This window comes from Acinetobacter sp. YH12142 (assembly GCF_013418435.1).
Taxonomy (GTDB): domain Bacteria; phylum Pseudomonadota; class Gammaproteobacteria; order Pseudomonadales; family Moraxellaceae; genus Acinetobacter; species Acinetobacter amyesii.
Genome location: NZ_VPCB01000016.1, coordinates 20,071 through 45,083, shown reverse-complemented (window position 1 = coordinate 45,083; position 25,013 = coordinate 20,071). Strand labels below are relative to the sequence as shown.

The 25,013-nt window shown below is 41.1% G+C and carries 28 protein-coding genes; 10 read left to right on the top strand and 18 right to left on the bottom strand.

The genetic code is table 11. The annotated features are described in order from the left end of the window. Position 1: 1 nt before the first annotated feature. Positions 2-196 (bottom strand): 50S ribosomal protein L35, encoded by a 195-nt coding sequence (rpmI, locus tag FTU77_RS12545; protein ID WP_065994397.1) that lies wholly within the window; start codon positions 194-196, stop codon positions 2-4. 223 nt (positions 197-419) lie between these two features. Here rpmI and FTU77_RS12540 point away from each other — a divergent pair, with 223 nt between their 5' ends. Together FTU77_RS12540 and FTU77_RS12535 are read left to right on the top strand one after the other, a co-directional pair. Beyond that, complete coding sequence (locus FTU77_RS12540) at positions 420-1,673, top strand: MFS transporter (RefSeq protein ID WP_180055953.1); 1,254 nt, start codon at positions 420-422, stop codon at positions 1,671-1,673. A 104-nt stretch (positions 1,674-1,777) separates the two neighbouring features. Beyond that, positions 1,778-2,512 (top strand): energy transducer TonB, encoded by a 735-nt coding sequence (locus FTU77_RS12535; RefSeq protein WP_180055941.1) that lies wholly within the window; start codon positions 1,778-1,780, stop codon positions 2,510-2,512. A gap of 56 nt (positions 2,513-2,568) precedes the next feature. Here FTU77_RS12535 and FTU77_RS12530 read toward each other — a convergent pair whose 3' ends face one another. Further along, on the bottom strand, positions 2,569-2,997 hold the full coding sequence (locus FTU77_RS12530; protein WP_078192638.1) for a YqaA family protein: 429 nt from the start codon (positions 2,995-2,997) through the stop codon (positions 2,569-2,571). 12 nt (positions 2,998-3,009) lie between these two features. After that, positions 3,010-3,294, bottom strand: coding sequence for a hypothetical protein (locus FTU77_RS12525; protein WP_078192639.1), 285 nt, complete (start codon positions 3,292-3,294; stop codon positions 3,010-3,012). Positions 3,295-3,568: 274 nt separating this feature from the next. On the opposite strand from FTU77_RS12525, the gene FTU77_RS12520 reads away from it, so the two are divergent. Continuing rightward, positions 3,569-3,889 (top strand): energy transducer TonB, encoded by a 321-nt coding sequence (locus FTU77_RS12520; RefSeq protein WP_168378473.1) that lies wholly within the window; start codon positions 3,569-3,571, stop codon positions 3,887-3,889. Positions 3,890-3,917: 28 nt separating this feature from the next. On the opposite strand, the gene FTU77_RS12515 is transcribed toward FTU77_RS12520, so the two are convergent. Beyond that, positions 3,918-4,535, bottom strand: coding sequence for a glutathione S-transferase N-terminal domain-containing protein (locus tag FTU77_RS12515; protein WP_168378472.1), 618 nt, complete (start codon positions 4,533-4,535; stop codon positions 3,918-3,920). Between the two features lie 315 nt (positions 4,536-4,850). Here FTU77_RS12515 and FTU77_RS12510 point away from each other — a divergent pair, with 315 nt between their 5' ends. Next, entirely contained in the window at positions 4,851-5,312 is a 462-nt protein-coding gene (locus FTU77_RS12510; RefSeq protein ID WP_168378471.1) for an Hsp20 family protein, read from the top strand. 701 nt (positions 5,313-6,013) lie between these two features. Here FTU77_RS12510 and infC read toward each other — a convergent pair. Then, the gene (gene infC, locus FTU77_RS12505; protein WP_078192643.1) at positions 6,014-6,562 is read right to left on the bottom strand and encodes a translation initiation factor IF-3; all 549 of its coding nucleotides are present in this window, start codon (positions 6,560-6,562) and stop codon (positions 6,014-6,016) included. A gap of 5 nt (positions 6,563-6,567) precedes the next feature. Beyond that, positions 6,568-8,490, bottom strand: coding sequence for a threonine--tRNA ligase (gene thrS / locus FTU77_RS12500; protein ID WP_180007231.1), 1,923 nt, complete (start codon positions 8,488-8,490; stop codon positions 6,568-6,570). Between the two features lie 319 nt (positions 8,491-8,809). Between thrS and FTU77_RS15890 the strand changes: the two genes are divergently transcribed. After that, positions 8,810-9,058 (top strand): Rieske 2Fe-2S domain-containing protein, encoded by a 249-nt coding sequence (locus FTU77_RS15890; RefSeq protein ID WP_218947327.1) that lies wholly within the window; start codon positions 8,810-8,812, stop codon positions 9,056-9,058. 33 nt (positions 9,059-9,091) lie between these two features. Beyond that, positions 9,092-10,399 carry an FMN-binding glutamate synthase family protein gene (locus FTU77_RS12495; RefSeq protein ID WP_218947326.1) on the top strand — a complete coding sequence of 436 codons (1,308 nt, stop codon included), beginning with the start codon at positions 9,092-9,094 and terminating at the stop codon, positions 10,397-10,399. A 29-nt stretch (positions 10,400-10,428) separates the two neighbouring features. On the opposite strand, the gene FTU77_RS12490 is transcribed toward FTU77_RS12495, so the two are convergent. Beyond that, positions 10,429-11,580 carry an alanine racemase gene (locus tag FTU77_RS12490; protein WP_180055940.1) on the bottom strand — a complete coding sequence of 384 codons (1,152 nt, stop codon included), beginning with the start codon at positions 11,578-11,580 and terminating at the stop codon, positions 10,429-10,431. A 57-nt stretch (positions 11,581-11,637) separates the two neighbouring features. Next, positions 11,638-12,918 carry a D-arabinono-1,4-lactone oxidase gene (locus FTU77_RS12485; RefSeq protein WP_180040930.1) on the bottom strand — a complete coding sequence of 427 codons (1,281 nt, stop codon included), beginning with the start codon at positions 12,916-12,918 and terminating at the stop codon, positions 11,638-11,640. 535 nt (positions 12,919-13,453) lie between these two features. Here FTU77_RS12485 and FTU77_RS12480 point away from each other — a divergent pair. After that, entirely contained in the window at positions 13,454-15,094 is a 1,641-nt protein-coding gene (locus FTU77_RS12480; protein WP_180055939.1) for an acyl-CoA synthetase, read from the top strand. 175 nt (positions 15,095-15,269) lie between these two features. On the opposite strand, the gene yjgA is transcribed toward FTU77_RS12480, so the two are convergent. The 9 genes from yjgA to mazG form a co-directional block, all read right to left on the bottom strand. Then, positions 15,270-15,803 (bottom strand): ribosome biogenesis factor YjgA, encoded by a 534-nt coding sequence (yjgA, locus tag FTU77_RS12475; RefSeq protein ID WP_078189593.1) that lies wholly within the window; start codon positions 15,801-15,803, stop codon positions 15,270-15,272. A 2-nt stretch (positions 15,804-15,805) separates the two neighbouring features. Next, positions 15,806-16,075 carry an HPr family phosphocarrier protein gene (locus tag FTU77_RS12470; protein ID WP_067763492.1) on the bottom strand — a complete coding sequence of 90 codons (270 nt, stop codon included), beginning with the start codon at positions 16,073-16,075 and terminating at the stop codon, positions 15,806-15,808. Next, complete coding sequence (gene rapZ, locus FTU77_RS12465) at positions 16,072-16,923, bottom strand: RNase adapter RapZ (RefSeq protein WP_078189595.1); 852 nt, start codon at positions 16,921-16,923, stop codon at positions 16,072-16,074. Before rapZ ends, FTU77_RS12470 begins: the two co-directional genes overlap by 4 nt. Before the next feature lie 22 nt (positions 16,924-16,945). Continuing rightward, entirely contained in the window at positions 16,946-17,794 is an 849-nt protein-coding gene (panC, locus tag FTU77_RS12460; RefSeq protein ID WP_078192648.1) for a pantoate--beta-alanine ligase, read from the bottom strand. A gap of 3 nt (positions 17,795-17,797) precedes the next feature. Further along, positions 17,798-18,607, bottom strand: coding sequence for a 3-methyl-2-oxobutanoate hydroxymethyltransferase (gene panB, locus FTU77_RS12455; RefSeq protein ID WP_180020987.1), 810 nt, complete (start codon positions 18,605-18,607; stop codon positions 17,798-17,800). A 46-nt stretch (positions 18,608-18,653) separates the two neighbouring features. After that, positions 18,654-19,139 (bottom strand): 2-amino-4-hydroxy-6-hydroxymethyldihydropteridine diphosphokinase, encoded by a 486-nt coding sequence (gene folK / locus FTU77_RS12450; protein WP_168378465.1) that lies wholly within the window; start codon positions 19,137-19,139, stop codon positions 18,654-18,656. Continuing rightward, positions 19,136-20,605 (bottom strand): polynucleotide adenylyltransferase PcnB, encoded by a 1,470-nt coding sequence (gene pcnB / locus FTU77_RS12445; RefSeq protein ID WP_180005385.1) that lies wholly within the window; start codon positions 20,603-20,605, stop codon positions 19,136-19,138. Before pcnB ends, folK begins: the two co-directional genes overlap by 4 nt. A gap of 134 nt (positions 20,606-20,739) precedes the next feature. Next, entirely contained in the window at positions 20,740-21,171 is a 432-nt protein-coding gene (locus FTU77_RS12440; RefSeq protein ID WP_180055938.1) for a ComEA family DNA-binding protein, read from the bottom strand. Continuing rightward, entirely contained in the window at positions 21,149-21,943 is a 795-nt protein-coding gene (gene mazG / locus FTU77_RS12435; RefSeq protein WP_180025977.1) for a nucleoside triphosphate pyrophosphohydrolase, read from the bottom strand. Before mazG ends, FTU77_RS12440 begins: the two co-directional genes overlap by 23 nt. A gap of 104 nt (positions 21,944-22,047) precedes the next feature. Between mazG and FTU77_RS12430 the strand changes: the two genes are divergently transcribed. Further along, positions 22,048-22,824 (top strand): SDR family oxidoreductase, encoded by a 777-nt coding sequence (locus FTU77_RS12430; RefSeq protein ID WP_180005383.1) that lies wholly within the window; start codon positions 22,048-22,050, stop codon positions 22,822-22,824. Between the two features lie 165 nt (positions 22,825-22,989). Further along, entirely contained in the window at positions 22,990-23,409 is a 420-nt protein-coding gene (locus tag FTU77_RS12425) for a hypothetical protein (protein WP_078192655.1), read from the top strand. Positions 23,410-23,495: 86 nt separating this feature from the next. On the opposite strand, the gene FTU77_RS12420 is transcribed toward FTU77_RS12425, so the two are convergent. Beyond that, positions 23,496-24,137: a 4'-phosphopantetheinyl transferase superfamily protein gene (locus FTU77_RS12420; protein ID WP_180055937.1), complete on the bottom strand. Its 642-nt coding sequence runs from the start codon at positions 24,135-24,137 to the stop codon at positions 23,496-23,498. A gap of 277 nt (positions 24,138-24,414) precedes the next feature. Here FTU77_RS12420 and FTU77_RS12415 point away from each other — a divergent pair, with 277 nt between their 5' ends. Then, entirely contained in the window at positions 24,415-24,984 is a 570-nt protein-coding gene (locus tag FTU77_RS12415; protein WP_180055936.1) for a hypothetical protein, read from the top strand. Positions 24,985-25,013: the final 29 nt, after the last annotated feature.

Genomic DNA, 25,013 nt, shown 5'->3' with positions numbered 1-25,013 from the left:
CTTAGATGTATGGGCACATACGGCGAACTGAAGCAACGTCACTTACGTGAACCATTACACAGCCGCGTAATTGACGGATACGCTTAGCAGATTTTTTGGTCAAAATGTGTCGTTTGAACGCTTGGTGACGTTTAAAACCGTTTGCAGTTGGCTTGAAGCGTTTAGCTGCACCACGGCGAGTTTTCATCTTAGGCATAAGAACCTCTTTTGAACACCTGTTCGGCACGTCTGCACCATTGCAAAGACGCCCTGCAGGTAAGGGAGCGAGTATTCTAAAGCATCTTTGCTCAAAACAAAAGCGAATCTTTCTACCGAATATCGAACTTAATTAATTTTCTGATATAGATTTTCCGATGATTTTATAAGCGATGCCCAATAAGGCTTATATAATGTCGGCACGCCAACTATTACTGTCCATTATGAAACCTGCACAGGATGCTTTTGCAGCCCTACGTTATCGGGATTTCTCGATTGTTACGCTCAATCAATTTTGTTTGACCTTAGCCATTTTGATTCAAGAAATTATTGTTGCTTACTCACTGTATCAAATCACTAAAGACCCGCTAACACTGGGCTTAATTGGTTTAGCCGAAGCAATTCCTTTTATTGCTCTCTCTTTGTGGGGAGGATACTTTGCAGATCGTTTCAATAAACAGACCATTATGAAAATTTGTCTGTTTTTTTCTGTACCGATGCCACTGATTCTTTGGGGGTTATTTCACCAATACGGTCTCGGCCAAATTGATGTCACCCAACTGTCTTGGGGTATTTATGCGGTCATTTTTGGGCTTGGAACGATCCGAGGTTTCTATAATCCCTCGGCAACGTCGCTTAAACCTTTTTTAATCCCGCGGGAGCTCTATGCCAATGGTGCAACATGGACAACGATTGGTTGGCAAAGTGGGGTGATTATTGGGCCAATGCTTGGCGGTTTTATGTTGGCATTTTTAGGTCGTGAAACCAGCTTACTCAGTGTTGCGGCGCTACTAACGGTCTGCTTCGTTCTCATTTACCTACTCAATAAACGCAGTTTTCCTAAAATTGAATCTGACAATTTAAAAGATAGTTTAAGTGAAGGTTTTCGTTTTATCTGGAAAACCAAAATTGTCCTTTGGGCGATTTCACTCGATTTAGTTTCTGTGCTTTTTGGTGGCGTGATTGCCCTCTTACCGATTTTTGCCGAAGATATTTTAAAAGTGGGGCCTGAAGGTTTAGGCTACTTACGGGCAGCACCGTCTATTGGCGCCCTGATCACCATGATTGCATTGACCAAATTCCCTCCAACTCATCATGCATGGCGTAATATGTTATTGGCTGTAGCGGGTTTTGGTGTATTTACCATTTTATTCGCATTTTCAAGCAATCTTTGGTTATCACTCTTCGCACTGGCAATGACCGGCGCATGTGACAGCATCTCCGTGGTGGTTCGCCAAACCATTTTACAGCTCTACCCGCCGGAAAATATGCGTGGGCGTGTTGCCGCGGTCAATGGCATGTTTGTCTCCAGTAGTAATGAACTTGGTGCATTTGAATCTGGATTGGCTGCCAAATATATGGGCACGATCATGGCGACACTTTTTGGTGGTTGTATGACCATGGCTGTTGTTGCAATCAGTTGGGCAAAAACCCGTGACTTGTTTTGGATCGACATTACCCATCAGTCAAAAAAATAATGGCATATTTTCCATTTAAACCTTGCCAGTATTTCCAATACAGGAAATACTGCGCAGCAATATCGACGCATTCATCACTCACTTAGTGATCTTAGAATAGACTTATGAAACAATATCTGTGCTTAACCCTTTTGGCCTGCGCTCCATTTTCTACAGCGTTTAGTGCTTCAACCAAAACCCATCAACTTCCGGCACAGAATATTGAAGTTGCTCCTGTACATTTAACTACACGCTTAAATTGGTCGGTTTTTCCAAAGCCGGTATATGCCAATGAAGACCTCAAGCAACGTGACCGCGCAGCCATTATTCGTGTCACAGCGAATGCAAAAGGTACAATTACCGATGCAAGTGTTGAAGAAAGTACAGGTGTCGATCAACTCGACCGAATCTTAATTTCTGCTGTCAAAAAAGCTAAAGTCAAACCACATTTAGAAAATGGTGAAGCCAAAGCCATTATTGGCTATCAAGCGTTTAATTTGAGAGTTAAAGGCAATACGCCTGAATGTGATTTCAACTTTGATTCAAAAGTTTGGAATGCACAAAGTGCAAATAAGAAAACGCCATTCCAATATTTATCTCAACCAAAATTAGATCTCACTAGTCATGAGTTGAAACAGCATGATCGTAAAGTCAAATTTAACTTTAAAGTGGATAAACACGGACAAGTAAAAAAGGTCAAGATCAAGCAAGGCTCTGGCATTTATGTACTCGATCAGAAAGTCGTTGAAGCACTAAGAAATAGTCAGATCTCGGTTAAACGTACTGCGAGCACCCTTTGGATCTACAAAAAGTCGAACTTTAAAGATGAAATTCAATTTAAAGTGAATGGCTGTAAATAAGTAATAGATTCAACATTTCAAACAGGGATTGAATGTTTCAATGCCCTGTTTTTATCTCAGAAGAAACCTAAAAATATAAGATAAATACAGAGATAACGCCCGGTTTTCGCTACGGTCACCATGAACACAAAGCGCCAGAAGTTTTCTTTCATTAAACCCGCAATTAAAGTAATAGGGTCTCCAATCATCGGCAGCCAACTCAGTAGCAAAGACCAATAACCATATTTGTGATAAATACCCTGTGCCTGCTGCATTTTCAGCTCTGACACGGGAAACCATGTTTTATTTTTATAATGTTCTACTTTTAAACCGAGCCACCAATTCACACAAGAACCGAGAATATTACCAATACTGGCCACCACAATCAGTAGCCATGGATTGTGTTGACCATAGCTCAACAAGCCGAGCAATACGGCTTCGGACTGTAAAGGAAGTAAGGTCGCAGCCCCAAATGCCGCGAAGAATAAAACTAAAAACGACCACATCGAAACGAATGCTTAGAGACCTAATTTTTTCTTCGACTTCAAATATTCAAAATTTGACCAAAGCACTGCTGCAACAATTACAACGATTCTCGACCATTTATATTGTGAAGAAATCGGTTCAATCGCAGCTCGCATCAAGTTTTGATCTTTGGTATGTAAATCTGCAAGAATATTTTGAACATGCACAATTTCAGCGACAAATAGCACTAAGCAGCCTGCAATACCAAAAATAATACTCCAATAGATTCTTGGGTTATTTTCAACAATACGGGTAAAATTTAAGAAAAAGTCTTTCATCGCAAAATCGTCCAACTAAGCCGTCAACAACGCGTTCTTTTCGGCAGCGCCGCATTCTAACACAGCGTTAGAATTTTCTTCCGTCCTATCTAAAATCTTAAGGTGAGTCTTTCCGCACTTTACTTTTATACATGAGACTTCTAATCTGCCACGCAAATATTGAATAATTTTAACTCACTTTATGAAAAAAATTCTTTGCTTAAGTTTTATCGTGTTATTACAAATTTTGACCGCTTAATATGCACAAAGTCCTTCTGAAATTGCCAAACAACACTTGATTACACAAGATCAAATGATTTGGAAAAAGCGACCTATTTTTAACTTCAACAATGACGATCTGGGCAATCAAAATCGTGACCTCAGTTTCAAACTATATGTTTTAGCCACCGGCGAAGTTCAAAAAGCTGAATTAATCAAAAGCTCTGGACTTACACACATTGATAAGCGGGTTGAGCAGTCACTTTTACGTGCCAAGTTCAAACCTTATATCGAAAATGGTGTAGCCTCCCCCTTTGTTGCCGTACAGCCCTTCTCACTCAAGACCCTGAAAGAAAACCAAAGACCTTGGTGGAAAAAGCTTCTATTTATTTCGTAAAAAAAGAGCATGTTTCCATGCTCTTTTTTTAAACGTGTATTGCTAAGGCTTTTTGTACCGCTGGACGGGCCGTCAGTCGATCGATATAGTCTTTCACGTATGGATAATCTTCCAGCTGAATTTGCTGCCATTCATGACGCAGTGCCCAAGGCAGAATAGCCATATCTGCAATCGAATACTCTCCAGCCACAAATTTTTGACCAATCAACTGATGGTTCAAAACTTTATATAAGCGTTTAGACTCATTTACATAACGTTCAGTTGCATACGGAATACGTTCAGGTGCAAAACGACTAAAATGATGATTTTGTCCTAACATGGGCCCAAAACCACCCATTTGCCACATCAACCATTGTTCAACTTCAACGCGCTCAAACTCATCTTCTGGATAAAACAAACCTGTTTTACGTCCAAGATATTGCAGAATCGCACCAGACTCAAAAACTGAAATCGACTCTCCTCGTGGGCCATTCTGATCCACGATTGCAGGGATTTTATTGTTCGGAGAAATTCTCAAAAAGTCTGGCTGAAATTGATCATTTTCCAAGATATTAATCGGAAAAATTTGGTATTCCAAACCCATTTCTTCTAAAGCGATGGTAATTTTATGTCCATTGGGTGTACCCCAATAGTAGAGATCAATCATCTATATTCCTTTTTAATTTTCAGTAAGGCAATCTCATTTTGCTTTATGTATAACATGTTTAATCCAGTGAAAGCTTGTCAGTTTTTCTGAAAAGTAACGTTAAAATGTGAATTATCACTTTGCTTTTAAAATCACTTAAGGTACAAAAATTCAAAAAATATAATTTTTTTATAAAAATCCCTTGAAAAAAATCAGCACAGACCGATATTGATACATGTACAAGGATCAAACGATCTTGTTAGTGAACAGTGGATGCCAAGCATCACTGAACATTTCTTATTGTTACAACTTTGCTTATTAAAGAGAGTTCTAATTATGAGTAGTTTAAATCTTAACCCACTTTTCCGTCGTAGCATTGGTTTTGATCGTTTCAACGATTTATTTGATTATGCCATGCAAAGCGACACACCAAATTACCCGCCATACAATATTGAAAAAACGGCTGAAAATAGCTATCGCATTGTGGTGGCAACCGCAGGTTTTACAGAAGATGAACTTTCGCTAAACTTAGAAAATCAAGTGCTAAGCATTTCAGGTAAACCAACTGAAGCGCAAGATACAACTGTGGAATTCCTGCATAAAGGCATTGCTCGTCGTACATTTAAACTGTCTTTACGCTTAGATGAACATATAGAAGTGCAACAAGCCCTATATGAAAATGGTTTATTGACAGTGGACTTACAGCGTATTATTCCTGAAGAAAAACTGCCACGCCAAATTCCAATTGGCAAAAAGGCATTGATAGAAAGTCCTGTCCAAGAAAATAGCGCTGAGTAAACCCTCATAAAAAAAAGACCCTTCGGGGTCTTTTTTTTGAAAAAAATAGTTAAATTCGTAACATGATAAAAAAGAATTAAAATCATCCCATCTCAAAAATATAGTGTCTAGATTGCAAATTTTATGTTCTGATTTTTTATTCCAAACTAAATACTCCATATAGGTGTTTTTAATGAATCCTTGGTGGGTCTGGCTTACAAGCTGCTCATCTACTCTTTTTAAATTTTGGCGTATCTTGCAAAAAATAATCCTACTCTGTATTACTATCTATTTATATGAAATGTACTTTGTTCTGATTGCTTTTATGACATGGAATATACGACCTAATATTACCAAGATGAAAATCTATTGGAGGGTACTGAAAACCCCTATTTCACGGCCTGTTTTATGTAAATAGATCTCACATAGTTAGCTCAATAAAAAGCTTTGCTCACTTTATACCTACATTAAAACTAAATTAAAGCATTTCAAAACGTCTAAATCGAAACAACGATTGAATATCAATTAAAATATAATCAAATTTGTCTTTCTTAAAGAAACTTACTTAATACTCTCAGACATAAGTTCGCATTCATGACTTTGCTCTATTTTCCAATCAATACGCAGCAAAAATTATTTGTGCCCTTGAACATCATTGAGATTAAAAACCAAAATATAGGCAAAAAAAAGCACTGCAAATGCAGTGCTTTTTTAATGGATACTTACTTTTTCTTTTTAGGACCAAGTAGCATACCCATTTGACGGCCTTCCATTTTTGGTGTTTGTTCAACAACACCATAGTCAACCACGTCAGCTTCAATTTTTTGCAATTGAGCCAAACCTAACTGTTGGTGTGCCATTTCACGACCACGGAAACGAAGCGTGATTTTTACCTTATTGCCTTCTTCAAGGAACTTGATAATGGCACGTAGTTTAACGTTGTAGTCACCAACATCAGTACCAGGGCGTAGCTTGATTTCTTTCACCTGTACTTGATGTTGTTTTTTCTTCGCTTCTTTTTGCTTTTGTTTTAGATCAAACAAATGCTTGTTGAAATCCATGATTTTGCAGACTGGTGGCTCAGCATTGGCAACGATCTCAACAAGGTCAAGATCTACTGCTTCTGCAGCACGCAAAGCGTCAGCAAGAGATACAATCCCTTTTTGCTCGCCATTTTCGTCTACTAGACGGACTTCTTTTGCACGAATTTCATCATTCAAGGCAGGACGGTTTGACTTTCCGCCCTGTTGATTACGGTCAGGCTGTTTAATCGCTTTTACTCCACAATGTACCGGCCGCGTTCGGCTACGGCTGCTTTTACTAAGTCGATGAATGCATCAATTGACATAGTACCCAAATTTTTTCCAGAGCGAGTACGGACGTTTACAGTACCTTCCTCAACTTCACGGTCTCCAAGAACCAATAAGTAAGGAATACGCTCTAAAGTACGTTCACGAATCTTAAAGCCGATTTTCTCATTTCTCAAGTCTGAAATCGCGCGGATACCGCTTTCTTTAAGTTTAGCGACGACTGACTCACATGCTTCAGCTTGTGAATCAGTAATGTTCATCACACATGCTTGAATTGGAGACAACCAAGGTGGCATGAAACCAGCATAGTGTTCAATAAGTATACCAATAAAACGCTCGAAACTGCCAAGTATTGCGCGGTGCAACATTACAGGCTGATCACGGTCGTTATCTTCAGTCACATAAGATGCGTCAAGACGTTCTGGTAAGTTAAAGTCACATTGAATTGTACCGCACTGCCATACACGACCTAAGCAGTCTTTCAATGAGAATTCAATTTTCGGACCGTAGAATGCACCTTCACCCGGTTGAAGTTCCCACTCTAGGCCTGCAGCATCTAAAGCATCTGCTAAAGATTTTTCTGCCATGTCCCAAAGTTTGTCATCACCTACACGTTTTTCTGGACGCGTCGACAATTTCATTTGAACTTCTTCAAAACCAAAGTCTTTATAAACATCTAAAGTCAATTTAATGAAGTCTGCAACTTCAGTACCGATTTGTTCTTTCGTACAGAAGATATGCGCATCATCTTGTGTAAAGCCACGTACACGCATAATACCGTGTAATGAACCCGATGGTTCGTTACGGTGACATGAACCAAACTCAGCTAAACGGATTGGCAGGTCACGGTAAGATTTTAAACCTTGGTTGAAGACTTGCACGTGACATGGGCAGTTCATTGGTTTTACTGCATAGTTACGGTTCTCTGAGTGAGTCGTAAACATGTTTTCAGCATAGTTTGCTGCGTGACCTGATTTTTCCCAAAGCGTGAAATCAACCACTTGCGGTGTACGGATTTCTTGGTAACCATTGGCTTGTTGAACTTTACGCATGTATTGTTCAAGCACTTGGTAAATCGTCCAGCCGTTTGGATGCCAGAACACCATACCCGGCGCTTCTTCTTGCATATGGAACAAGTCTAACGCTTTACCAATTTTACGGTGATCGCGTTTTTCAGCTTCTTCAATACGTTTGATATACGCAGCTAACTGTTTTTTGTCAGCCCAAGCTGTACCGTAAATACGTTGCAGCTGTTCGTTTTTCGCATCACCGCGCCAGTAAGCACCAGAGATTTTAGTCAACTTGAACGATTTTAAGAATTTAGTATTTGGAACGTGCGGACCACGACACATATCCAAGTAGTCTTGATGATAGTACAAGCCCATTTCAGTTTCTTCAGGCATGTCTTCGATCAGACGCAGTTTGTATTCTTCGCCGCGTGCAGTGAACTCTTTGATCACTTCATCACGTGGAGTCATTTTTTTGATGACATCATAGTCTTGGTCGATGAGCTTTTTCATGCGCTCTTCGATCGCAGCCATATCGTCTAAAGTAAACGGACGTGGCATCCAGATGTCATAGTAGAAACCTTCTTCAATGACAGGACCAATGACCATCTTTGCTTCTGGGAACAATTGCTTAACTGCATGACCCACCAAGTGCGCACAAGAGTGACGAATGATGTGAATACCATCTTCATCTTTAGGCGTGATAATTTGTAGGCTAGCATCTTCTGTAATTAAATCAGACGCATCAACTAAACGATCGTTTACACGACCTGCAACTGTATTTTTTGCTAGACCAGGACCGATGCTTTGAGCAACTTCCATCACAGACACGGCATGATCAAATTCTTTTTGATCGCCATTTGGCAAAGTGATAATTGGCATATAAAAATCCTTAAGGAGTGATGCCCCGTACAATGGAGCATGTCACCGCGAGATTATGATCGAGGGAGACCCTCAAAAGATAAAAACGGTGGATAAATAAAATTCGACCTAAATTTTACACGCCCTGCCAACTTTAATAAACCTCTAATCCCATGGAAGTTGATTTTTCTACCGCCTTTTACAAGACTCCTGATAATTCAAGCAGATTTCAGCCGAAATGCACTTTATGCTGTCAACATAATAATCACGTTCTAATTCATAAAATTATTCCGAATTTCGAACACCTATACCCACTGAAATCTCTATTTAGGCAGGTATCATGCAAGCACATTCACTTATATCTTGGTCTAGTTTAAAACCGCTCCAACCCGCTTATGCCCTCGCAGTCAATGTCGATCTTGTGGTCTTAAGGCTCGAAGATGATGATGTAGAACAAGTCGTGGTCATGTATGGTCGCTGTCAGCATCGCGGCGCACTTATGGCCGATGCCCATATTCAAGGGGATAAAATCGTCTGTGGACTGCATGGCTCGCACTATATTTATAAAACGGGCATCAACCCGCGTTAACTCAATAAAAACCTGCAAAAGTTTAAAGCGTGGGTGGAAGGCGATCAGGTGTATGTCGATCTTGAAGAAATTCAAGCGTGGGAGAAAAGAAATCCTCAACAATATAAGCGTAATCAATATCAAGGTCTATATGCTGACTCCGCACCCGCACCAGAAGAACCACATAATAAATTGATCTTGGAACTTGCACGCAATGGCTTAAGTAAATTTGGACATCATGGCCCGACAGCTGCCATGGGCGTGCCTTTCAATCAACTTCCGAAATGGGAGGACATTCAACTGATCACCGCACAACTGTGGAAAATTCCATTGTTAGATGATGCACCCGTAGCAACCGAAGTGGTAATTGGCCCAAATGCTAAAAACCCCTTAAAACTCAAAATCCCCCTGTTTGTGTCAGATATGAGTTTTGGTGCGTTATCTCAAGAAGCCAAAGTTGCCCTTGCAACAGGTGCTGAACTTGCAGGTACAGGCATTTGTTGCAAGGGCAACTTTGGCTATGACATCGAAAAAGTTAAAAAGTGTCAGGCCTTTCATTTTAAAGGCGGTCAAGCTGCAAAAACAGGTACGGGAGGACATCTGCCAGGCCATAAAGTGGTTGGCAAGATTGCAGAAGTGCGTAAATTACCAGAAGGCACCGCAGCCATTTCTCCTGCAACTTTCCCCGACTGGACGCATCTTTCACAATATCGTGAATTTGCAGAATATGTCCGAGCCGAGACCGGCGGCATCCCGATCGGCTATAAACTCTCTGCACAGCATATTGAACGTGATATTGACGCAGCTCTGAGCATTGGTGTGGACTATATTATTTTAGATGGACGTGGCGGTGGTACAGGTGCAGCACCCACGCTGTTTCATGACAATATTTCTGTACCAACCATTCCTGCACTAGCACGAGCACGTCGTCATTTAGACCGTCTAGGACGATCAGATATTAGCTTAGTGATCACAGGTGGACTCCGTGTACCCGCAGATTTTATTAAGGCACTGGCTTTAGGTGCAGATGCCATCGCGATTTCAAACTCTGCCATGCAAGCCATTGGCTGTTTAGCTATGCGTGCCTGTCAAAGCAATGATTGTTCTGTCGGCATAGCCACGCAACAAGATCATTTACGTCGTCGTTTAGAAATAGATAAATCGGCACAGCAACTGGCGAATTTTCTAAATGCATCCGTTGAACTGATGCAAGTCATGCCTCGTGCCTGCGGACATCATCATCTGAATCAATTCTGCAAAGATGACCTGACCACATGGAAAAAGAAATGTCGAACCTCACGGGTATTCACTATGGAGGTTTTGAATAAGCATCAAATCATGAGCTTTTTTCAAAACCATTGAACCTAAAAAATAGTCCAAACGGGCTCTTTTTATTCTCTGAAGGTCTCGAAGGCCATGAATTGATCGGCTTGGTACAACCAAAGCTGTGCAAATTGAGGGATGATCATTTCACTTTGTGCAGGACGTAAAAAAATATAATCATCTACTTCTATGCTGCTTGTCTGTGGAATTTGCACAAGTTCCTGATTACTACTGCGACCATATAATGCATGTGGCTGACTGCCTTGAGGATAAACATAGTCCCCTCGCCAATAGCCTCCATAAATAAATACAGCCTGAGATTTTGCCCAACGACTGAGCCATTCTAACTGTGGTAATTCAGTCCGCGGCAACACTTTTAACACTGGTGTGGCGAGCCACAAGGCACTTTGGAAAGCTTGTAAATTTTTCAGTTCAAAATCTGCGGGTTTTAATAACATCGAGCCAAACGAGACTTCGTTACAGACGCTCTGCTGACAATGAAAACTAAAACTAGGACTACCACCACCATTCCAACAGGTGTGTTCATCACATAAAGTTGGATAGCGCTGTTGTACATAAGCTTTGAATTGTTGATAACTTTTCTGGGATTGTTGATAAGTCTGTTCAGCAGATTGAATCAGTCGTGGAATCTTCGCCACATGTGCGTCATAGCCCATCAATCCTGAAAATTTTAAATGTTGAGGATGTTGAACGATTACATCCAAAATAGCCTTTAGCTCATCGATCGTTTTCAGACCACCGCGATGTAAACCCACATCGATTTCAATATTGATGCGTAGACACAGTTGATGCTGCTCAGCAAATTTGAGGTATTGGGCTAAACGCTGTTCACTATCAATCAGCCATTGCACTTGCGATTGCGTGGCCTGCAAAACTGCCTTGTCTGCATGCTTCAAGGCCTGAATTGGCATCGGTTTTCCAAACAACACATCGGCTTGTGGCATCGACTCGAAAAGTGTTTTCAGATGTGCAAAATGAAATAGCATGAAACGCTGTGTCTTGAGCTGTGTAGCACAGTGTTGAAGCAATGCCATGCACGCCAAGGATTTCACTACCAAGCGCGGATGCAGACTATGTGGTATTTGCTGCTGAGTGATCACCAAGTTGTGATTTAATGCATCAACATCCACGATTAACTGGGGCATCCCCGTCCCGTTTTGCTTTAACAGCGTATTCAACTGTTGAAAATATGCATCCATGCCATCCCCTTTTTCATATCGTTCAATTGGTCTTCAGTGTTTAACCTTCCACGACGCTTATTCAATTAGTAATTGCTGTAGCTCTGGACTGAGCCACTTTTGCTGAGGATCTAATTCTTGTCGAATATTCAAAAAATCTTGCCACTTGGGGTACACATTTTGAAGCTGCCGCGCATTTAGGCTATGCAATTTCCCCCAATGCGGACGCCCGCCATATTTTAAAAAAATCGGCTCCACGAGCTTAAAGATGACTTGATAATCTTGCTTATAGAACTGATGCACCGAAATTGAGGCCGAATCTTGCTGATAAAACGGACTGAGCCAAATATCATCCCCACGTACAAGTCGATATTCTAGCGGGAAAAACATCGGAACCTTATGTCGTCGAAGGGTATGCAAAATTTCTTCTAAACAATTCATCCCGTGTTGCAGCGGAATCTGGTATTCCATCTCATTAAATTTGGTACTTCGAGCAGAAGGAAAAATTCGACTTGACCAGTCTACGTTGATCGAAGGTTTGACAAAAACACCTAATAATTTTTGTAGCCATGGATTCAGTGGTGGAAAAATTCGCGTCAATTCTGCACAAAGTTTGAGTAATACGTCGTCATCTAAGCACTGTTCTTTTCGAGGTTGAAGGTTATCTTCCGTCTCATCTAAGGTTTTTAAAATAACCTGATCGGCATGACTAAATGCCCAGAACTCAATATGTCGATGTTCATATTGCCATTGCTGCATATTCTGCATGACATCGTTCAGTGGACATAATCGCGTCTGTTCTTTGAGTTTATACATCGGTCGATTTTGCAGCTGTACATGCGTCAGCACGCCTAAACTCCCGAGTGAAACACGCCCTGCTTGGAAAATTTCGCTGTTCTGTTCAGCACTGCATTGTAGTAACTCGCCCTGCGCGGTTAATAACTCAAACCCCTTAACCAGTGCCGATAAACACGGCAATTCGAGTCCTGTGCCATGTGTCCCTGTTGCGATAGCTCCAGCCAAACTTTGACGATCAATATCTCCTTGATTGATCAGTGCCTGATCAAAAGACGCGAGCTTCTCGCCCAAATCAAATAATCGTGTGCCAGCTTGGACGGTACTTTGGCAGCGTTCAGCATCGATATCTAGAATACCTTTGAGATGATCTAAACTTACTAAGGTATCTGTGGTTTTTGCCAAAGGGCTAAAAGAGTGCCCTGCGCCAACCATACGAATCTTAGGTTGGGATTGAACCACCTCCATTAACTGCTCAAGATTTTTCGGTTGTATAAATGACTTCGGGATCGACTTCTGAGCACCTGACCAATTTTCCCATGCAATGTCGTGTTGAATTGTCATATTCATCCTTATCGCCATACTTTTTATTGTATTCAGCCGTATTGTTTTATTTTTGATTTCCGCTTTTGCAATGTTGATGCACAAGCCATCTTGATTTTTTACTTAGATTATACGAAGTTCAGCATCTACTCAAATTTAAGTTTATTGTTATAAAACAGCAAATAATCCATAAATCAAAGAGATAAAACCATTCGTTTGAAAGCCCTGACAGACTTTTAAGGACGCTCTAGATTATTCGATCAGCATCATTCAAACATTATCAATAAAGAGGATCACACACGGAAATATCTGCAAAATCAGCATAAAAAACCAACAATTATTGTCTATTTTTCAGCTAAATTATTTATTCTAAAAAATCAATTTTGAGAACTACAGGGTTCATTTTCGCCACTGAATTGTATTTTATTTTATTCATTTTCAATCATTTAAAAAATTAGTATAAATACTCGACTAAAGCATAAATGCAGAGACCCTATGGACTGAATTATTGTTAAGTCAGATTTAAAACAAATATACATGGACTTGGAGTACCACGATGGTTAGCGCATACGATGAATTGCCACGGACCCCGGCAAATTTTGTGGCACTTTCGCCTCTACGTTATTTAGAGCGTGCAGCCTATATTTATCCTGATCAGGATGCCATTATCCACGGCAATCGTCATATTTCATGGCGCCAAACGTATAACCGCTGTCGTCAATTTGCGCATCAATTGCAACAATTAGGCATTGGCAAAAACGACACCGTGTCTGTGTTATTACCGAACGTTCCTGCTATGGTTGAAGCACACTTTGCAGTACCGATGGCCGGTGCAGTACTGAATACGCTAAATACACGCCTTGATGCGAAAACCATTGCCTTCATGCTGAAACATGCGGAAACCAAAGTCCTATTGGTTGACCCTGAATTCACTCAGGTTGCCACAGAAGCTTTAGCTTTAATCGATCAAGAGATTTATGTCATTGATGTTGCAGATGCTGAATTTGAAGGCACAGCACAACCGATTGGACAAATCGAATTTGAAGACTGGTTGGCGCAAGGCGATGCCAATTTTGAATGGCACTTACCTCAAGATGAATGGGATGCAATTAGCTTAAGCTATACCTCGGGCACGACAGGCAATCCAAAAGGCGTGGTCTATCATCACCGCGGCGCATATATCAATGCAGCGAGTAATATCATTGCTTGCGGCATGACACCGCGTGCAACGTATCTGTGGACGCTCCCCCTATTCCACTGTAATGGTTGGTGTTTTGCTTGGACAATGGCAGCCAATGGTGGAACCAATATTTGTCTACGTAAAATCGACCCTGAACTGATTTTCAAATTGATTGCAGAACACAAAGTAGATTATTTCTGCGGTGCGCCAATCGTACTTTCAATGATGATCAATACGCCTGAAGAGAAAAAAGCACAATTTGACCATCGCGTTGAAGTGATGGTTGCTGGTGCAGCGCCACCTGCAGCGATTATTGAAGGGATGCGTAATATTGGTATCAATGTCACACATGTTTATGGTTTGACTGAAACATATGGTCCATCGGCACTTTGCGCATCGCAAGCTGGTTGGTCTGATCTTTCCATTCAAGAACAAGCACAGTTGCATTCTCGCCAAGGTGTGCCATACCCGCTTCAAGATGGCATGAAAGTCATTGATCCTGAGACCATGTTACCTGTTCCGCATGATGGCCAGACCATGGGTGAAATCATGTTCCGTGGCAACATCGTAATGAAAGGTTATTTGAAAAACCCAGAAGCAACGGCTGAAGCCTTTGCCGGTGGCTGGTTCCATACCGGCGACTTAGCAGTCTGCCAACCTGACGGTTATGCCAAAATTACTGACCGCTCTAAAGATGTGATCATTTCAGGGGGTGAAAACATTTCATCGCTCGAAGTAGAAGAAATTCTATATCAACACCCTGCTGTACTGACAGCTGCAGTGGTTGCAAAACCTGACCCTCGTTGGCAAGAAGTGCCTTGTGCCTTTATTGAATTAAAAGCAGGTAAAGAAGCAACGCCTGAAGAACTGATCGAATTCTGTAAGCAGCACCTTGCACGTTTCAAAGTACCTAAAGATGTAGTGATTACCGAAATTCCAAAAACCTCGACAGGTAAACTTCAGAAGTTCGTTCTCCGTGAATGGGCTAAAGAGCGCGCTGTTGGTGAATTTGGTTAATGTTAAAACTCAAAAGCCAAGCATGATTTTTTCAATCATTTAAGCAAAAAAAGCGACCTAATCAGGTCGCTTTTTTGATGTGAAGTCTATAACTTCACGTTTTGCTTCAATGATCAGATCATGTTGAATTCTCTGATCATTGAGCTATCTAAGTACTTGGCTATCTAATCATGCATTAGTTATCAGATAATAAAGCCACTTGTTGAATGTAGTTAAACAATTTCAACTTTGACGCAGTCAGTTCTTCTTCGCTTACATTTTTTGCTATATCACGTTGAATACGCAAAATATGCTGACGAATAGGATGATGTTCAGCAGCATTATGTGCTTTCATGAACTCTTTAATGACGGGATCACCTTGGGCAATCATACGTTCAGTCCAGCGTTGAAGCTGCGCTGTTTTTTTCGCACCTTGCTGCGGGGTTAAGTAAGATAAAATCATGGTTTCATCTTCATTACGCAGCAATTTACCTACACGTTGAAACTGACGGCGTCGTGCTTCATGTGAAGTAATTGTTTGTGCATCTAGTAGTGCTTCGATCAGACGCTCTTCAACAGGAAGATTTTTAATCTGTTTAGGATTCAGTTTTGCAAGTTCCTCGCCCAAAGCAGCCATACGTTGTACAGCTTTCTTTTGCTCAGTTTTACTTGCACGTCCTTCTAAGGATTCAAAGTCTTCTTCGGTATAGCGGTTCGGTCGACGTGCCACGTTTAATCTGCCTCGTAAAATTTTGCTGCAAACAGTGCTTGAATTTCAGATAAAGCTTTTTCTTCATCTGCACCTTCAATCACTAAGCGTAAAGTTGTGCCCTTGCCTGCGCCAAGCATCAGCAAAGACATAATATTTTTGGCATCTACTAATTTTCCACCCTTACCAATTTGAATCGACGAGCGAAATTTGGTCGTGACTTCGATTAGCTTGCCAGATGCACGCGCATGTAAACCCAGTTTATTAATTACGTCAACAGTTGTGTCGATCATGACCAGTGCTTCATTTCTCTATGTAGAACCTGAATAGACCATTTTGCCTCAAGTGCTTTTTTTAGTCTATCTACGATATATACCGAACGGTGTTGCCCACCTGTACAACCGATCGACACCGTCATGTAATGACGATGCCCTTCGGCAAATGCCGGCAGCCATTTATCCAAGAAATTATAAATATCTTGGAACATTTCATTGGTTTGTTCACTTTGCTGTAAAAATTGACGAACTGGCTCATCTAATCCTGAATACTTACGTAATTCCATATCCCAGTGCGGATTGGGCAAATGACGGACGTCAAAAACATAATCTGCATCGAGTGGAATACCATGCTTATAGCCAAAAGACTGTAAGATCAAAATTAAATTATCTGCCTGTCCAAGTTTAGACAGCAAGGTATGTTTTAAATCATGTACACTCTTATCTGTAGTATCAATATGTACTGTCGAGCGTAATTGAATCGGCAACAGTAAAGATTTTTCTTCCTGTATGCACTCATTTAAACTTTTGAAACGACTTGCCAACGGATGGGGACGTCGAGATGAACTGAATCGCGCAATCAATTCCTGATCACGCGTGGTCAAATAAATAATATCGACTGAGCCATGGCGTTGTAGCTGTTGAAAAACCAAATCGAACTCTTGTAAATCTGCACGTGTACTGCGGACATCCACACCCAGTGCCAATTGTTCAAGATTATTTTCTGAATCAAGTTTTTCAACAATTTCGGGGAGTAAGGCCAATGGCAAATTATCGATACAGTAATAGCCTAAATCCTCAAGTATCTGTAATGCAGATGACTTTCCAGATCCAGATTGTCCTGTAACAATTAAAATGCGCTTCATCGCTTGCTACCCCATAGCCGTTTTAAACTGCAGTATATTTAACCTGCATATTATCAATAAGACGTGTTGCGCCTAATTTAGCCGCAATAAACAACACCACGTCTTGATCAAATTCTTCAATTTTCTGTAATTCAGGTGTACGTGCTTCAACATAGTCCACAACAAAACCCGCTGCTGTCAATGTTGCTTTAATATTCGCTAACACATCTGCAAGTTGAGTTCCAGCATGTAATTCTGCCTCAGCCGTTTTCAAGCTTTGGTAAATCGTTGGTGCAATCGCACGATTTTCCGCACTTAAATAACCATTACGTGAGCTCAATGCCAAACCATCTTCAGCACGAGTAATCGGCACACCAATCACTTCTAGTGGAATATTTAAGTCACGTACAAACTGACGAATCACTGCAAGTTGCTGGTAATCTTTTTGCCCAAAGAATGCAAAATTCGGTTGAACAATATTAAAGAGTTTTGTCACAACAACAGCAACACCGTCAAAATGACCCGGACGCTGTTCGCCACACAAATCATTGGTAATGCCGCCCACGCTAATATTGGTTAAGCGCGGTTTGTTGCCATACATTTGTTCAACAGTCGGTGCAAACACGATGTCACAACCCACTTCAGCCAATAAGTGCTGATCTTGTTCCAAAGTACGTGGATAGTTGTCAAAGTCTTCATTTGGACCAAACTGAATTGGGTTAACGAAAATACTCACCACCACGACATCACACAGTTTACGTGCTTCACGAACTAAATTAAGGTGACCTTCATGCAAGTTCCCCATCGTTGGTACAAAACCAATGATTTTGCGCGCAGCACGTGCTGGATTTAGCGATGCACTTAAACCTTGAATCGTTGTTTCAGTTTTCATGTCTTACAGCTCAATTTGGAATGTATGTTCTTTGGCAGGGAAACTACCATCAAGTACGGCAGTATGATACGCCTTAAACGCATCCACAATTGCTGTTTCCCCTGCTTGCTCTTTCATAAAGTTGCGAACAAATTTCGCCACGTGACTAAACGTCAGTCCCAACATATCTTGTTGAACCAAGACTTGAGCATCCGTTTCTGCACCGGCACCGATCCCAATCACAGGTGTATTTGGGAATAATTCACTAATTTCTTTACCCACTTGGGCAGGAACACATTCCAAAAGTAAAATTGCTGCACCTGCATCAACCACAGCTTTACAATCTGCAATGAGTTGATCCGCGGTTTCGCGTGTACGTGCTTGCACTTTATAACCGCCAAACACATGAACCGATTGCGGAGTTAACCCTAAATGCACACACACTGGAATACCATTACGGGTCAATACTTCAACTGTTTCTGACAACCATGCACCACCTTCCAATTTGACCATCTGTGCGCCTGCTTGCATCACAGTCTTTGAATTCACCAAAGCGTCATTCAAAGTGGCATAGGTCATAAAGGGCAAATCAGTCAAAATAAACGCATGTTTATTGCCACGACGCACTGCAGCAGTGTGATATACCATATCTTCAACAGTGACAGGCAAAGTTGAGTCATTCCCTTGAATGGTCATCCCCAATGAATCACCAATCAGAATACTATCGACTTCAGCAACTTCCATTGCTTTTGCCATGCTCGCATCATAGCAAGTCAGGCAGGAGAATTTGCGGCCTTCCGCTTTAAATTTTTTCAAGTCACTTAGACTAATCATTTCAATATTCCTCAGATGACGGCTTTCTCAAGTGGTCATACAAAAATTAAAGATGGGCCCAGTTTCCTGCATCCAATACAGTTAAATTTGGATTATTCAAAATAGGTAAATCTTTTAATGATTGTCCTTTAATCTGTAGATTCTCATCTAAATCCAACAAAGGTTTCAACACAAAATCACGTTCTAAAACACCAACATGAGGCACCGTCAAACGTTCATTTTGAATGTGCTGTTCACCATAAATCAGTAAATCTAAATCCAGTGTACGCTCCCCCCAATGACGTAGGCGTACACGCCCCGACTCTTGTTCAAAGCGTTGCAATTCATCCAACAAGGCCAAAGGTGCTAGATCAGTTTCTAATGCAACCGCTGCATTTAAATAATTCGGCTGATCTTGTGGCCCCATTGGCGGGCTTTGATACAGTTTTGAGACTTTCACTTTTCCGAGTGTTGCAAGTTTATGCACCGCTTCACTAAGGATCTGTAGAGAATCACCTAAATTACTGCCTAAACCAATATATGTCAGCGTCATTGTGTTGGCCCAAAAATAACCTGAGTCAAATCTCGTTTCACACGTTTACGTTTTAAAATCGGATGATCTGCACCAATTTCACCACTGGCTGACGCTGCCACGATTGACACTGTCGCTGGACTGTTGGCATGTGATTTAGGCTTACGTTGACGGCGACTTCTGCTTTCTGGTTCATTCACCAGCGGTTCAATTTCAACTTGCTGATGTGCAGAAGTTTTCGTTTCCACATCTTCATGCGCCGCTTTACGACGACTCTTGGCACGTTGACGATTGTATTGGCTAATTGCCCGTTCTTTTTCGTCAGTGCTCATCTGCTGATAAGCATCCCACCACTGGCCCATACCTTGCGTGCTTGTATCACCCGATTTTTCACGCAGCAGCAAGAAGTCAAAGCCTGCACGGAAACGTGCATGACCTGAAAGTGCTTCAATTTGCTGTGGTTTTGGATTCAGCAAACGGGTTTGCATTTCCCAAACCTCACGAATAAACGTTTCGGCAAAGCGTGGAATAATGGTTCGTGTAGCTTGACGTTTCAATACATCTAAGCCCGCTTGAGCACGTGCTTCAGCTGGAACAACACCTTTATTCAGATAGAACGTACAACGTTCTTGGAACGGAATCCACAATAATACGGCATAGAAAAATGCAGGGTTAATGGTTTTCCCAATCGAAATACGTTGATCGGTATTTTTTGCTGCCAACTCAATAAATGGCGTTACGACCGGTTTGATATCTGCAAATAATTGATACCAGATACCAAAATCGATCAGCATCGGTAAGACGCGATTGAGATGCCCCATGGTAAAGAGTTTTTGTGACTCATCGTATAAACGATGTGGAGACACATCACGCAGCAATTGAGTAAGTTCTGGAGTAAAGACATCCAGAATTTTTTCATCAATATTAAAGTTTAATTTGGCTGCAAAACGTAAAGTCCGAAGCATCCGCACAGGATCTTCTTCAAAACGTAATTGTGGATCACCCAATAAACGCAACGTTTTATGCTTAATGTCATCTACTGCATGACAAAAATCTAGCACTTCACCTTTGCGTGGTTGGTAATACATTGCATTGATCGAGAAGTCACGACGTGCAAAGTCTTGCTCAATCGTACCCCAATTATTATCACGTAAAATCATGCCCGCTGCAGAAGTCACGGCTTTTTTAGGCGGCGCACGGAAGGTCGCAACTTCGATCAGTTCACGTCCTGAGTAGACATGCGCCAGCTCAAAACGACGACCAATAATTCGGCAACGTCGCCCGAAGACTTCTTTCACCTGAGCTGGTGTCGCATTAGTTACGGCATCAAAATCTTTAGGTGCATGACCCAACATTAGGTCGCGGACACCGCCACCCACGATATAAGCTTCATAGCCTGCCTTAGTTAAGGCATCAATCACATCTAAAATGGAAGAAGGTAATTGTGCGGTTGATAAACCACATTTGGACGCGCGCAAAGTTTGCAAAAGACGCTGTCTCCTACGTCTGAACGTAAAATTCTTAAGATGTCGCTAATGATATCTCTAACACAATCAAAGGGCAATTTGATTATCTCAATGCTCAAGTTGAGCTTAACCTAATTCTTTTTTTTACACTTCACTTAAAGTGCCAATTTTGCTTTATTTTTAGCAAACAGCGCAGGACCGATGCCCTTAACCTGTTGAATATCATCAATGCTTTTAAATAAGCCATTACTTTTACGATATTGCACAATGGCTTCTGCTTTTTTCTGACCAATTCCATGCAAAGTTTGCAGTTCATCGACTGAGGCTGTATTTAAGCGTACCTGATCTGATCGGCTATTTTGCTGAGTGCTGGGTCGTGACAAATAATAGTTGGCATTGCTGGGTGCAGTTGCCGATTTGGACTTAGAGGCCTCAGATTGCTTTTTTAATTGTTGATCTTGAGCTTGTTGCATGGCTTTCCATTCCGCGTAGCCCGAAGGGCTTTGAGCATAAGTCAAATTTGCCATTAAACTCAAAACCAAGACAAGTAATTGTGTAGAGTATTTATTCTTTAGGATGTGGTACATATTCAGCCTGTTGTTTTAATTGTTGTTTTGCCTGTTCCCATAACTGATCCATTTCAGTCAGGGACAAGTCTTCTACATGTTTTTGTTGTAATGTGGCCTGTGCTTCAATATAAGCAAAACGGCTTCTAAATTTATGAATGGTACTTAACAGTGCCATCTCACTTGAGATGCCAATCTTACGTCCAACATTCACTAGAGAAAATAAGCAATCACCAAATTCATCAAATATTTCGTCGGATTTTTTGCCTGCCAAGGCCTCTTTTAACTCCCCTAGCTCTTCCTCAAGCTTGCCATAAGCCCCTTCAATATCTGGAAAATCAAATCCAATTTTCGCCACATTTTTTTGGATTTCATCTGCTTGGCTTAATGCAGGTGCATGTTTAACCTCATCTAATCTAGATGCTGATTTCCCTGCTTTTTCTTGTTGTTTAATCTGTTTCCATAGTGTTGCCACATCATCCGCATTGAGTGCAGAAAACTGCTCTGCCTGAAACACATGGGGATGACGGCGAATTAATTTATCTGTAATGGCTTGCACCACATCTTGAAAATCAAACGCGCCTTGTTCGCTATACATCTGCGACTGAAAAACCACTTGCAGCAACAAATCCCCCAGTTCATCTCGCACATCGTCAATCTGACCTGAACGAACCGCCGCTTCAACTTCATAGGCCTCTTCTATAGCATAACGAGTCAGACTTTCTGGGGTTTGCTTTTGATCCCATGGACATTTTTCACGTAATTCTTTCATCACTGCTAATAATTGTTCCATGTGAACTCCAGCTATTTACTCATCAGTACATTGTTTCGATTACAGAATTTGATATGCTCAAAATTCACTCAGGGAATGAGCAACTCAATTCAGGGAAGCATAACATGCAAAGTATTTTTATTAGCGGTGCAGGACAAGGGATTGGCGCAGCAATTGCACGACTGTTCATACAACAAGGCTATAAAGTTGGGCTCTACGACATTAACCAATCTCAAGTCACCTCATTAGCTGCTGAACTCGGTAGCCATGCCAAAGCTGGGCTTTTAGATGTGACACAACCAGAGCAATGGCAAAGCGCTTTAGCTGAATTTGTTGCTTGGGCAGGTCAGCTGAATATCTTAGTCAATAATGCCGGAATTCTGTATTCAGGCAGCTTTGAACATACGGAACTGTCTGCACACCACCGAACGATTGATATCAATGTCAAAGGGGTGATAAACGGTTGCTATGCGGCATTCCCCTATTTACAACAAAGCAATTTTGCTCGTGTGATTAACCTCTCTTCGGCTTCAGCTATTTATGGACAAGCAGATTTAGCCAGCTATGCCACATCTAAATTTGCTGTACGTGGGCTCACTGAAAGCTTAGATATTGAATGGCAAAAATACAATATTCGCGTTTTAGATGTGATGCCTTTATTTGTTCAAACCGCGATGGTGCAAGACATGGATGCCCAAAGCATTAAGAAAATGGGCGTCAATCTTCAACCGAGCGATGTCGCTCAGCAAATTTATACCTTGGTACAAAAAAAGGATACGGTCTTAATGGCCACACATACACCTGTGGGGATGAAAGCTAAATTTTTATTTAATTTATCGAAGTTTAGCCCGCAATTTGTCAATCGCTTAAGTAATATTTGGATTGCACAAAAACCCAAATAGCAACGTGTTACTAATCATTTAATTTTGCAATCATATTTGTACGCAAATTACACAAAGTTACACAATTGTCACATTTTAACAGGACAAAATTCCTTTTTTTGAATAATATTCACCCGCCCATTACTTTCGGGCGTTTATTTTCTAACAATAAAAGTGAATTATTTCATGAAAAAATTACTTGTTCTTGCAACTGTTACTTCTATTTCAATTTCTGCTTTTGCTACAACTCAATTCGCATCTTCAGAATTAAAAGCGATGGATTGTGCAACTCTTGCTGTTGAAAAAGCGAATGCTAAGCGCTCTTTAGAAGCTGCTGACAAAAACATTGCAAACATCCAAGCATCTGCTCAAGCGCCAGGCAAATCATTGAGCAAATTTGCTGGTTTAGCGGGTGGCGCTCTTGCTGCTTTCGGTGGTAACTCTGAAAAAGCTGCTCGTGCAGGCAACATTGCAAACAGCTTGGCTGGTGAGCAAGATACTTCTGATGCAGGCAACCTTGAACTTCAACAAGCGAACAAATCTGCTGCTCAAGCAAACATCGACAACATTGGTATCTACCAAGGTTCTAAAAAATGCAAAATCTAATCTAAAGCCAGTTTAGATTGATTTAAAAAAAGCCCTGTTCAGCCAGAACAGGGCTTTTTTCATGGTGATTTATATGTCATACCGATTTATAAGACATTCAACTCAATATTAGGCAAATGAAAGCCTCGGCAAGATTGTTCACTTTGCCATGCCACCGTCAACATCACATGCGGTAGTTGAATATTCTGATAAGCAAAAGTGCCAATTGCGGGATGGCTACACATCCCACCATTCTGCTCAGGATGACACTGTGTATTCAGTTCATTCAGGTTCACTCGAATCCCTAAACCTGACGCTTTAAGTACCGCCTCTTTGGTGGTCCAAACTTTAAACCAATAATCAGGATTATGCTCACAACTGTCCCAATTGAGCAATTCTTCGGGATGAAAGCTGTGTTGAGCCATCGCATCAAAACGAACTTTTCGATTTAAATCTTCAATATCCACACCAATATTGGCGATTTTTTCACTGCTGGCCAAAACATAATGCTGCTGGCTATGACTATGATTAAAATGAAAGTGTGGAAAATCAGGAAGAAAAGGCTTACCAAATGCAGACTTTGAAAAATCTGAATTTTCAACTGACCTATTTAGCCGCTGCGCAAGTAATTGATTGCGATATTGGTAAATGGCTTGTTTACGCACGGCAATTACCTCTTGACGACTCAAGCCATGCGGCTCCACAAAGAAGTCAGTAATTGCACTATATTCAAGCTGAATTTTCGCCATAAGTTGTTGATCCAATATCTTTTACACTACGTCCATGACGCTATATTTTATGCGACACTCCGACACAAAATACACCACATTACAGATGAGCGCATCGGTCCTTTGACTCGTCGAGATTTTAAAACTCAGTTTAAAAATATTTCTAACCACTTAAGAAATACTTAATATTATAAATATATTCAAACACTTAAGTATAATAAATATTTCAAATACATCTTCAATTAGATAAAATACTCTAGATTCTTATAACTTTAATTTAAAACTCGGGGTAAACCAGATGCTAAGAAAAATCACCTTAATCAGTTCACTTTGTGTCCTACCATGTTTCGCTCAAGCAGGTTTATTGGATGCGGCCGTTGCAGTGATGGGTGCCAAAAATGGCGCGATCATGGACCAAGCTGAAGCACGTATGAATCAAAGCCGTCAAGAAGCTGCCAATGCTGTAGCTCAAGCAGACCGTGGCTATGCCTCAAATTTCAATCAAGCTAGTCAAACCAACAATAGTGTTTATAGCACCAGTTATTTAAAAACCTTAGATTGCACTGATCTGAGCGTTGAACGTAAGTCTTTCGAACGTACATTGGAAGCATCGCAACTGGCATTAAGCCAAGCGTCTGCACAGCAAAATAATCAAGTTTCAAAATGGGCGGGGCTTGCTGGTAACGCGCTATCCGCATTTTCAGGTCAATCTGAAACAGCGGCGCGTATGGGACAATTTGCTACGGCTTTTTCTGGCAATAAAAATACACAACAGGATAGCAGCAGCGCACAGCAAGCCATGGAAATTGCTCAAGCTAACCTGGATAATATTGATATTTACCGCCAAGCTAAAAAGTGTAAAAACTAATTTCTACATCTTTTTAGATAAATAAAGTG